Source organism: Streptomyces sp. NPDC005722 (genome assembly GCF_040630935.1).
Taxonomy (GTDB): Bacteria; Actinomycetota; Actinomycetes; order Streptomycetales; family Streptomycetaceae; genus Actinacidiphila.
The window spans coordinates 54,529-64,604 of the sequence record NZ_JBEXYN010000045.1 but is presented as its reverse complement, the minus strand read 5'-3'; the positions used below and the strand labels follow the sequence as shown (position 1 = coordinate 64,604).

Here is a 10,076-nt window from a genome sequence, read left to right as displayed (position 1 = left end):
CCAACTCCCACCCCCTACACCTACCCCCCCCCCGCGCCACCCTCTCCCTCCACCACCCCCTGCCGCGCTGGCGGCCGCAGCCCCACGCCCCCCGGCCTCCGGGATCCGGAACGGCGTACCGCACGCCCCGCAGACGATCGGCGCCTGCGCGAGCACGGACGGCACGACCCGGACGTTGCGTCCGCAGTCGCAGACCGCCTTCACCCGTACGCCTCCGCCCGAGGACCCGTGCCGGGCGGCGGGCCCGCGGAAACTGCGGGCGGTGTCGGCGGCGGTCGCCGCGGTGTGCGCTCTGAGGGCGCGCTGCAGCCGGTCGATCGTCGCCCGGTAGCGCTTCTTGGTGTCCGGGCGCAGTTGGACCAGGGAGAAGCCGCTGCTGGGGTGCGGCTCCTCGGAGTGGTCCAGGCCGAGCTCGTCGGCGATGGCCAGGAATCGACGGTTGTGGTAGCGGCCCGCCCGCGAGGTGTCCCGGACGCCGCGTGCGGCGGCGACTCCGTGGACGGCCTCGTGCAGCAGGCGCTCGAAGGAGAGCTCCGTGCCGCACGCGGACGAGGACTCTCCGATCAGGGACTCGGGGGCGGCCAGGTCGGGCAGTTCGGGATGGTGCCGTTGAATGTCGGCCCATGCGACTGCCAGCTCGGCGGCGAGGACTGGTGGTGTCGTGCTCACGTCGTGACAACGAGCCGGGGGCGCCCTGTGTTCCGATACCGGGCCATCCCAAATATTTTGCACGTACTAGTCAGTTCCGGATGATGCGTACGGCTGAGGGCGGGTGCGGAGGACAGTGGAGAAGTCACGCACCCGCCTCAAGCATGGACGTACTGCCGATTACGTACGTCGCTTTTCGGTCAGCTGACGGTCAGTATGCCCGCGCGACGATCGCGACGGTACCCGGCGCGTCGTCCGCTTCCGGAACGCCGCCGTCCTCGGTGAGGAGGCAGCGCACGGACACGCCCTGCTCGGCCAGCTTGGCCTCGCCCTCCGGGCCCAGGTCCGCCCACGGGATGCGGCCCCAGCCGGTGGCTGCGGCCTCGGCGGCCTCGGCGATCGTCCTGACGTCCACGGTGCGGGACTCGCGGCGCTCGCGGGACTGGCGCAGCAGCGTGGCCTGGTCCTCCTCCAGCACCTTGGGCAGCAGCGCGGCCAGCTCGTCGATCGCCACCGGCTCCTTGCCGCCGGGGACGCGGCGGGCGAGCATCGCGGTGCCGTTCTCCAGGTCGCGCGGGCCGACCTCGACCCGGACGGGCACGCCCTTGAGCTCCCAGTCCACGGCGCGCCGGCCGAACGGGGTGTCGGTGCGCACGTCGACCTGGACGCGCACGCCCGCGGCCTTGAGCCGGTCGCCGATCTCGCGGACCTTGGCGACGACCTCGTCGTCGCCCTTGATCGCCAGGACGACGGCCTGCACCGGCGCGAGCCGCGGCGGCACGCGCAGTCCGTTGTCGTCGCCGTGGGACATGATCAGGCCGCCGACCATGCGGGTCGACACGCCCCAGGAGGTCTGCCAGACCAGCTCCTGCTGCCCCTCCTTCGAGAGGTAGGAGGTGTTGAAGGCCTTGGCGAAGTTGGTGCCCAGCTCGTGGCTGGTGCCCAGTTGCAGGGCCTTGCCGTCGCCCATCATGCCCTCGAGGGTGAGGGTGTTGACGGCGCCGGCGAAGCGCTCGCGGGCGGTCTTGCGGCCGAGGACGACGTCGATGCCCAGGACGTCGGTCATGAAGTCGCCGTACACGTCGCGGTGGATCATCGCGGCGTACTCGCGGGCGTCCTCGTAGGTGGCGTGCGCGGTGTGCCCCTCCTGCCACAGGAACTCACTCGTACGGAGGAAGAGCCGCGAGCGCATCTCCCAACGGACCACGTTGGCCCACTGGTTGATGAGCAGGGGCAGGTCGCGGTAGCTCTGCACCCACTTGGAGAAGTACTCGTTGATGATCGTCTCGGAGGTGGGCCGGACGACGACCGGCTCCTCCAGCTCCTTGCCGCCGCCGTGGGTGACCACGGCGAGCTCCGGCGCGAAGCCCTCGACGTGCTCGGCCTCCCGGGTCAGGTAGGACTGCGGGATGAAGAGCGGGAAGTACGCGTTCTGGGCGCCCGCCTCCTTGATCCGCGCGTCCATCTCCTGCTGCATCCGCTCCCACAGCGAGTACCCGTACGGCCGGATGACCATGGTGCCGCGCACCGGGCCGTTGTCGGCCAGCTCGGCCTTGTTGATCAGGTCCTGGTACCAGCGCGGGAAGTCGTCCGCCTGGGGCGTGAGTACGGGAGCCTTTGCCATGCCGCAGATGGTACGGGGACAGCGGCACCGGACGTGAATCGGCGTGGTCGGGAATCGGCCCAATCCTCACCTTCAAACCTCTGGACTACGGCCCGGAAGGGGAGTTGTCTGGCTCCGGGGGCATGCGCGGCGTGACGGAGGACATGCGTGGCGTAACCGGGGGGCGTACGAGGAAGGCTTTCGGCGAGACGGCGACGCGGCTGATTGGGGCGCTCGATGACACCTACGCTCGCACGGCACCCACGAACACACCGGACCGACGGCAGGGCGCGTGACTGGGCGGAGATCCAGGAGCGGATGCTCGTACCGCTCTACGAGGCGGTGCACGAGCGGTTGGAGGTCGGCCCCCGCACCCGGCTGCTCGGCGTGGGGTGCGGATCGGGGCTCGCGCTGCTGATGGCCTCGGCCCGCGGCGCGACCGTCACCGGGTGCGACCCGGACGAACGGCGTCTGGCACTGGCCCGGCAGCGGCTGCTGCCCGAGCCGCAGTGGGGCGCGCCAGTACGGTCACGCGGGCGCACCCGGCTCGTGCCGGGCGGCCCGGAGGAGGTCACGCTGCCGGACGGGGCACCGTTCACCATGGTCACCGCCCTCGACCCGGGGACGGCACCGGCGACGCTGGTCCCGGCGCTGCGGGCCGCGGCGGGCCTGGCCGAGCGGGGCACCCCGGTCGTGCTGGCCGGCTGGGGACCGCCCGAGCGCTGCGCCACCGGGCGGGTGCTGCGGGTCGCGTCCCGGCTGGCCGAGCCGCGCGGCACCGCGCTCGAGGCCGCGGTCCGGCTCAGCGGCCGGGACGACCTGGAGGACCTGGCGCGGGACGCGGGACTGCGCCCGGACGGCTCGGGGCGGGTGTCCTGCCCGTTCGGCTACCCCGACATGGACAGCGCGGTGCGCGGCCTGGTGTCGACCGGGCTCTTCGACGCCGCCGTGGCCGCCACCGACGAGGACCAGGTGCGCAAGGAACTGCGCGAGGCGCTGCACGCGTACCGGCGCACGGACGGCACGGTGCGGATGGAGAACGTCTTCCGCTACCTGGTGGCCCGGGTGTAGCCCGGATGCCCCCGCGCGACGGCGGCCGCGACCTCGGCGGCGGCCACGCGGCTGCGGCGGTTACTCGGCGGCCTTCGCGAGCCGCGGGATGCCCGCCGCCTCGTAGGCCTCGTTCTCCTCCAGCGTCTCGGCCTCCAGGAGCCGCTCCGCGAGGGCGTCCAGTTGCTCGCGGTGCCGGTCCAGCAGCCGGCAGGCCGTCCCGTAGCACTCGTCGACGATCCTGCGCATCTCGGTGTCGATCACGTCGAGGGTGGCGGGGGCGGCGGACAGTCCGTAGGGCTGCTGGGAGTCGGCGGGGATCGCGGAGAGCGGGCCGACCTTCTCGCTCATGCCCCAGCGGCCGACCATGCCCCGGACGACGTTGGTGACCTGTTCGAGGTCGTTCTCGGCGCCGGTGGTGATCACCCCGAAGACGACGTGTTCGGCGGCCATGCCGCCGAGCGCGCCGATGATCCGGCCGCGCAGGTACTCCTCGGTGTACGCGTAGCGGTCGGAGTCGGGGGTGGAGAGGGTGACGCCGAGGGCGCGGCCGCGCGGCACGATGGTGATCTTGCGTACGGGGTCGGCGCCCGGGTGCAGCATGCCGAGCAGGGCGTGCCCGGACTCGTGGTAGGCGGTGCGGCGGCGCTCCTCGGCGGGCATGACGAGCGGGCGTGCCGCGCCCAGTTGCACCTTCTCCAGGGCGTCGGAGAGCTCGCCCTGCCCGACGGCGCCCTTGCCGCGCTTGACCGCGAGCAGCGCGGCCTCGTTGGCGAGGTTGGCGAGCTCCGCGCCCGTCATCCCCGGCGTCGCGCGGGCCACGGCGGTCAGGTCGATGCCGCTCTCCAGGGGGACCTGCCGCAGGTGGATGCGGAGGATGGACTCGCGGCCCGTGCGGTCGGGCGGGCTGACGTGGACGACGCGGTCGAACCGGCCGGGCCGGGTCAGGGCCGGGTCCAGGACGTCGGGCCGGTTGGTGGCGGCGATGACGACGACGCCCTCGGAACCGGAGAAGCCGTCCATCTCGGTGAGGATCTGGTTGAGGGTCTGCTCGCGCTCGTCGTGGCCGCCGATGCCGCCCGCGGCGCCGCGGGCGCGGCCGATGGTGTCGATCTCGTCGATGAAGATGATCGCCGGGGCGACCTTGCGGGCCTCGGCGAACAGCTCCCGCACCCGGCCGGCGCCGACGCCCACGATCATCTCGATGAACTCCGAGGCGGAGGCGGAGAAGAACGGCACGTCCGCCTCGCCGGCCACGGCGCGGGCGAGCAGGGTCTTGCCGGTGCCGGGCGGTCCCGCGAGCAGCACGCCGCGCGGCATCCGCGCCCCGAGCGCCCGGTAGGCCTGCGGGCGCTTGAGGAAGTCGACGACCTCGTTGAGCTCGGCCTCCACCTCGTCGATGCCCGCCACGTCGGCGAAGGTCGTACGGCGGCCGAGCTCGGGGACGACCGGCCGCGGCGGGCCCCTGCGGCCGATGCCGCCCAGTCCGCCGAGCCCGCCCGCGAGCTTGCTCATCCGACGGGAGACGTAGAGCCACAGCACGACCAGCAGCAGCACGGGGGCGAGCGAGAGCAGCAGGTTGTAGAGCAGCCCGCGCTGCTGGACCACGGGTTCCGCGGTGACGGTGACCCCGTTCTTCGACAGGGTCGCCCACAGGTCGTCGTCGGCGAAGACCGGCCGCTGGGTCTTGAACTGCATGTACGTGCCCTCGGCCGCGCCGGGCACGTCCTGCTTCTTCTTGAGCTGCCCCTCGATGGAGTCGCCCTTGGAGTAGATCTTCGAGATGTTGTCCCGGTCGAGCTGCCGGTCGAACTCGGTGTACGAGATCGTCGTCGGCCGGGGCCCGGTGAAGAACGAGAGCACCAGGTCGGTGATGAGGAAGACGACGAGCGCCGTCAGGATCATGCCGCCCCAGCCGCCCATGCGGCGTCGTCGCCGGGTGGGCGGCGAGGGTGGCGCGCCCTCCGTCCGCCATGGGTCGTCCGGATTCTGCCGGGGCGGTACGGGATTGCCCATATCCCGACCATAAGGACAGCGCCGCTCCGGCGCCCCTCAGGCCCCGGGCCACTCCTCGGCGGTCAGCGCGAAGCGCTCGTGGTCGCGCCAGGCGTCGTTCAGGTAGAGCATGCGCGGTGTGAAGCCCTCGTGGCGGAAGCCGAGGCGCCTGGCCATCGCGACGGACCGCTCGTTCTCCGGCTGCACGTTGATCTCCAGCCGGTGCAGGCCCAGGCCGTGCGGTTCGGGGGCGAAGCAGCGGTCGACGACCAGACGCAGCCCCTCGCTCATCCGCCCGGTGCCGGCGAAGGGCACGTAGCTGTCGTAGCCCAGGCTGGCGTTGCGGAAGCGCCCCATGACGATGTTGGCCACGTTGCACTTGCCGACGATCCCGCCGCTCTCCTCGTCGAGGATCAGGAACGTCCGCAACACGGGTCCCTGGCGCCGCAGCAGTTCGGGCAGCCCGTCCGGTTCGACCGGGTTCCACCGGCCCACGTGGCCGGCGGAACGCAGCACCGCCTCCCGGTACGCGGGGGCGTCGGCCGGCTCCGGGGGGCGGATGTGTACGCGCATGGATCCATGATGCACGCGTGACGGCGGCTCCCCCTCCCCGGGGGACGCCGCCGTCGTACGCGCTTCGGGCCGGATCAGCCCATGAACTTCTTGAACTCGTCGGGCAGTTCGAAGTTCTGGCCGTCCTGGCCGGCCGGCAGGCCGAAGGCGCCGCCGGCCTGCTGCTCGCGGCGCTCGGCGTCGGCCTTCGCCTGCTCGGCCCGCTTGAGCGGGTTGCCGCTCTGCCGCTTGCCCTTGGCCTTCTTCTGCTGCTTCTTCTGACGGGCGCCACCGCCCAGGCCCGGCATGCCGGGCATCCCCGGGATACCGCCCTGGGCCATCCGGGACATCATCTTGCGGGCCTCGAAGAACCGCTCCACCAGGCTCTTCACGGCGCTGACGTCCACACCGGAACCGCGGGCGATGCGGGCCCGGCGGGAGCCGTTGATGATCATCGGGTCCTGGCGCTCGCCCGGCGTCATCGACTTGATGATCGCGGCCGTGCGGTCCACGTCGCGCTCGTCGAGGTTGTTGATCTGGTCCTTGATCTGGCCCATGCCGGGGAGCATGCCGAGCAGCTTGGAGATCGAGCCCATCTTGCGGACCTGCTCCATCTGCTGGAGGAAGTCGTCGAGGGTGAACTCCTTGGGACCCTTGGCCAGCTTCTCGGCCATCTTCTGGGCCTCGGCCTGGCTGAAGGTCTGCTCGGCCTTCTCGATCAGGCTGAGGACGTCGCCCATGCCCAGGATGCGCGAGGCCATCCGGTCGGGGTGGAAGGCGTCGAAGTCGTCCAGCTTCTCGCCGTTGGAGGCGAACATGATCTGGCGGCCGGTGACGTGCGCGATGGACAGCGCGGCACCACCGCGGGCGTCGCCGTCGAGCTTGGAGAGCACCACGCCGTCGAAGCCGACGCCGTCGCGGAAGGCCTCCGCGGTGTTGACCGCGTCCTGGCCGATCATGGCGTCGACGACGAAGAGGATCTCGTCCGGCTGCACGGCGTCGCGGATGTCCGCGGCCTGCTGCATCATCTCGGCGTCGATGCCGAGGCGGCCGGCGGTGTCGACGACGACGACGTCGTAGTGCTTGGTGCGCGCGTGCTCGAGCGAGTCCTTGGCGACCTGGACCGGGTCACCCACGCCGTTGCCCGGCTCCGGCGCGAAGACCGCGACGCCCGCCCGCTCGGCGACGACCTGGAGCTGGTTGACGGCGTTGGGACGCTGGAGGTCGGCCGCGACGAGCAGCGGGGTGTGGCCCTGGCCCGCCAGCCAGCGGCCGAGCTTGCCCGCCAGGGTGGTCTTACCGGCACCCTGCAGACCGGCCAGCATGATGACGGTCGGGGGCTGCTTGGCGAAGCGCAGCCGCCGCGTCTCACCGCCGAGGATGCCGACGAGCTCGTCGTTGACGATCTTGATGACCTGCTGGGCGGGGTTGAGGGCCTGGGACACCTCGGCCCCGCTCGCCCGCTCCTTGACCTGCTTGATGAAGGCACGGACCACCGGCAGCGCGACATCCGCCTCCAGCAGCGCGATGCGGATCTCGCGCGCCGTGGCGTCGATGTCCGCCTCCGAGAGGCGGCCCTTGCCCCGGAGGTTCTTGAACGTCGCTGCGAGGCGGTCGGAAAGGGTGTCGAACACGTCGGTCGCGGATCCTCAGGTCGGGGGCGGGTGATAGGTCGTCCTCAAGGGTATCCGCCCGGCCCGCGAATGGTCTCCACCGCGTCAGCGCAGGGCCCGCTCCACCTGGTCGGCCACCTCGGCCGCGCCTACGTCGGGGAGCGGAGCGCCGGCGGTGTCGGTGACGTAGAACGCGTCCACCGCGTTGGCGCCGAGCGTGCTGATCCGGGCGGACCTGACATTCACTCCGGTGGACTCCAGGGCCCGGCCGATGCGGTGCAGCAGCCCCGGGGCGTCGTGGGCGCGGACCTCGATGACGGTGGCGGCGGTGGAACTGCCGGGGGCGACGGCCACCCGGGGCGGCGGGGGCGTGACCCCGCGGCGGCGGGGATAGGCGGACTCGCGTTCCGCCAGGCGCGCCTCGATGTCCAGGGAGCCCGCGAAGGCCCGGGCGAAGTCGTTGCGCAGCCGTGCCGCCTCGGGCAGCGAGCCGTACTCGGCGGCCACCCGCCAGCGCAGGAGGGTCACCGGGCCCTCGCCGATGGGGTCGACCGTTCGCAGGTCGGCGGCGCGGACGGTGAGCCGGTGCAGGGCCAGCACGCCGGCCGCCGCGGCGAGCAGCCCGGGGCGGTCGGGGACCGCCAGGAGCAGTTCCACGCCGACGGGCTCGGGCTCGTCCTCCGCGGTCCGCGGGGCGGTCCCGTCGGGGTCGGGCTCGGCCTGGGCGTGCAAGGCGATGACCGGGCCCCCGGTGCGCGCCGCCTCGACGGCCAGGCGCTCCTCCTCGGCGGTGGGCTCGCGGTCGGCGGGCTCGGGCACCGCCCCGCTGGTCAGGACGGCGGCGACCCGCTTGACCAGGTCGCCGACGAGCGAGGAGCGCCAGGCGCTCCAGGCCGCGGGGCCGGTGGCGAGCGCGTCCGCCTCGGTCAGCGCGTGCAGCAGTTCCAGCGTCTCGCCGTCGCGCACGGCGTCGGCGACGCCCTGCACGGTGGCGGGGTCGTCCAGGTCGCGCCGGGTCGCGGTGTCGATCAGCAGCAGGTGGTGGCGGACGAGCAGGGCCAGTGTCGCCACGTCGGCGCGGCCGAAACCGAAACGGGCCGCGACGTCCCGGGCGATGACCTCGCCGGCCTCGGAGTGGTCGCCGGGCCAGCCCTTGCCGATGTCGTGCAGCAGTGCGGCGATGAGCAGCAGGTCGGGGCGGCCGACCCGGCGGGTCAGGCGCGAGGCGCGCACCGCGCACTCGATGAGGTGCCGGTCGACGGTCCAGATGTGCACGGCGTTGCGCTGCGGGCGGCAGCGGACCCGTTCCCAGTCGGGGAGCAGCCGGGTGATCATGCCCTCGGCCTCCAGGGCCTCCCACACCTGGACGGTGGACTCCCCCGCGCCGAGCAGGGTGACGAGCTGTTCGCGGGCCTCGGCGGGCCACGGCACCGGCAGCGGCCGGGTGGCCTGGGCCGCGCTCAGCCGGCGGACCGCGTGCAGCGACAGCGGTACGCCGTGCTCGGCGGCGGCCGCCGCGGCGCGCAGCGGCAGCACCGGGTCGCGCTCGGGCCTGGCCGTGAGCGCGAGGACGGCCTCGCCCTCGTGCTCCACGACGCCCTCGGCGAGTGGGGTGCGCTCGGGGGCGTTCCCCTGCTCGGGACGGGAGCGGCCGAGCAGCCCGCGCCTCCGGGGGCGCGTCTGGCGGGAGCGCAGGACCCGGCCGACCTCGCGCCAGGTGACGTCGAAGGCGTAGCCGACGGTGCGGGCCGCCTCGTACACCTGGCGCAGCAGCGCGTCGGCGTCCAGCAGCCCGAGCGCGTCGGCGACCTGGTCCTGCTCCTGCAGGGCCAGCCGGTCGGTGGCACGGCCCGTCACCAGGTGGAGTGCGTCACGGGCGTCGAGCAGCCGGGTACGGGCCTCCTCCAGGCCCTCGCGGGGCGCGTCGGCGAGCCAGGACGCGGCGACGGCGCGCAGCGCGGTCGCGTCGCGCAGCCCGCCGCGGGCCTCCTTGAGGTCGGGCTCCAGCAGGTACGAGAGCTCGCCGTGGCGTTCGGCGCGCTCCTGGCACAGCTCTTGGAGCGCGGGGAGCCGCTTGGGGGCCTGGTTGCGCCAGTCGGCGAGGACGGCGGTGCGCAGGGAGGCGGTGAGGGCGGTGTCGCCCGCGATGTGGCGGGCGTCGAGGAGGCCGAGCTGGACCTTGAGGTCCTCGGCGGCGGTCCCGCGGGCCTCGGCGGGGGTGCGGACGGAGTGGTCGAGGGCGACGCCGAGGTCCCAGACCGGGTACCAGATCCCGTCGGCGAGGCCGGCGACGTCACCGGGCCCGGCGGAGCCGTCGTGGAGCAGCAGCAGGTCGAGGTCGCTGCGCGGGGAGAGCTCGCCCCTGCCGTAGCCGCCGACGGCGACCAGCGACCAGCCCCGGGCCCCGGTCCGGTCGGCCGCACCGCGGGCGAGGTCGGCGAGCCAGCCGTCGGTGAGGGCGGCCAGCGCCTTGCGCCGCGGCGGCCCGGACGGTCCCCCGCCGTTCAGGAGGGCCAGCCGGGCCGCCGCGTAGCCTGCGGGGGCGTGTCCGTCGGGGGCTTTCGCGTCGACGTTCTCCGTCACACTGTCTCCAGTCGCAGGCCGTGCGGCGGAAC

Annotated in this window: 6 protein-coding genes and 1 pseudogene; 1 reads left to right on the top strand and 6 read right to left on the bottom strand. The window is 73.4% G+C overall.

The annotated features are described in order from the left end of the window. Window positions 1-87: 87 nt before the first annotated feature. Together ABZ479_RS34315 and proS are read right to left on the bottom strand one after the other, a co-directional pair. Window positions 88-669: pseudogene (locus tag ABZ479_RS34315) on the bottom strand (hypothetical protein); the annotation flags it as partial. A gap of 190 nt (window positions 670-859) precedes the next feature. Continuing rightward, on the bottom strand, window positions 860-2,272 hold the full coding sequence (gene proS / locus ABZ479_RS34310; protein ID WP_499602179.1) for a proline--tRNA ligase: 1,413 nt from the start codon (window positions 2,270-2,272) through the stop codon (window positions 860-862). A 216-nt stretch (window positions 2,273-2,488) separates the two neighbouring features. On the opposite strand from proS, the gene ABZ479_RS34305 reads away from it, so the two are divergent. Beyond that, window positions 2,489-3,322: a class I SAM-dependent methyltransferase gene (locus tag ABZ479_RS34305; RefSeq protein WP_500465191.1), complete on the top strand. Its 834-nt coding sequence runs from the start codon at window positions 2,489-2,491 to the stop codon at window positions 3,320-3,322. A 60-nt stretch (window positions 3,323-3,382) separates the two neighbouring features. On the opposite strand, the gene ftsH is transcribed toward ABZ479_RS34305, so the two are convergent. The 4 genes from ftsH to ABZ479_RS34285 all read right to left on the bottom strand — a co-directional run bounded on the left by ftsH (window position 3,383) and on the right by ABZ479_RS34285 (window position 10,044). After that, window positions 3,383-5,317 carry an ATP-dependent zinc metalloprotease FtsH gene (ftsH, locus tag ABZ479_RS34300; RefSeq protein ID WP_500465190.1) on the bottom strand — a complete coding sequence of 645 codons (1,935 nt, stop codon included), beginning with the start codon at window positions 5,315-5,317 and terminating at the stop codon, window positions 3,383-3,385. Between the two features lie 36 nt (window positions 5,318-5,353). Next, window positions 5,354-5,869 carry a GNAT family N-acetyltransferase gene (locus ABZ479_RS34295; RefSeq protein WP_499602184.1) on the bottom strand — a complete coding sequence of 172 codons (516 nt, stop codon included), beginning with the start codon at window positions 5,867-5,869 and terminating at the stop codon, window positions 5,354-5,356. 74 nt (window positions 5,870-5,943) lie between these two features. Beyond that, window positions 5,944-7,482 carry a signal recognition particle protein gene (gene ffh / locus ABZ479_RS34290; protein ID WP_500465189.1) on the bottom strand — a complete coding sequence of 513 codons (1,539 nt, stop codon included), beginning with the start codon at window positions 7,480-7,482 and terminating at the stop codon, window positions 5,944-5,946. Window positions 7,483-7,566: 84 nt separating this feature from the next. Then, window positions 7,567-10,044 (bottom strand): [protein-PII] uridylyltransferase, encoded by a 2,478-nt coding sequence (locus ABZ479_RS34285; RefSeq protein WP_500465188.1) that lies wholly within the window; start codon window positions 10,042-10,044, stop codon window positions 7,567-7,569. Window positions 10,045-10,076 lie beyond the last annotated feature (32 nt).

Bases quoted from the DNA above. Each gene is read 5' to 3' on its own strand.
- proS (WP_499602179.1), bottom strand. From the start codon at position 2,272: ATGGCAAAGGCTCCCGTACTCACGCCCCAGGCGGACGACTTCCCGCGC.
- ABZ479_RS34305 (WP_500465191.1), top strand. From the start codon at position 2,489: ATGACACCTACGCTCGCACGGCACCCACGAACACACCGGACCGACGGC.
- ftsH (WP_500465190.1), bottom strand. From the start codon at position 5,317: ATGGGCAATCCCGTACCGCCCCGGCAGAATCCGGACGACCCATGGCGG.
- ABZ479_RS34295 (WP_499602184.1), bottom strand. From the start codon at position 5,869: ATGCGCGTACACATCCGCCCCCCGGAGCCGGCCGACGCCCCCGCGTAC.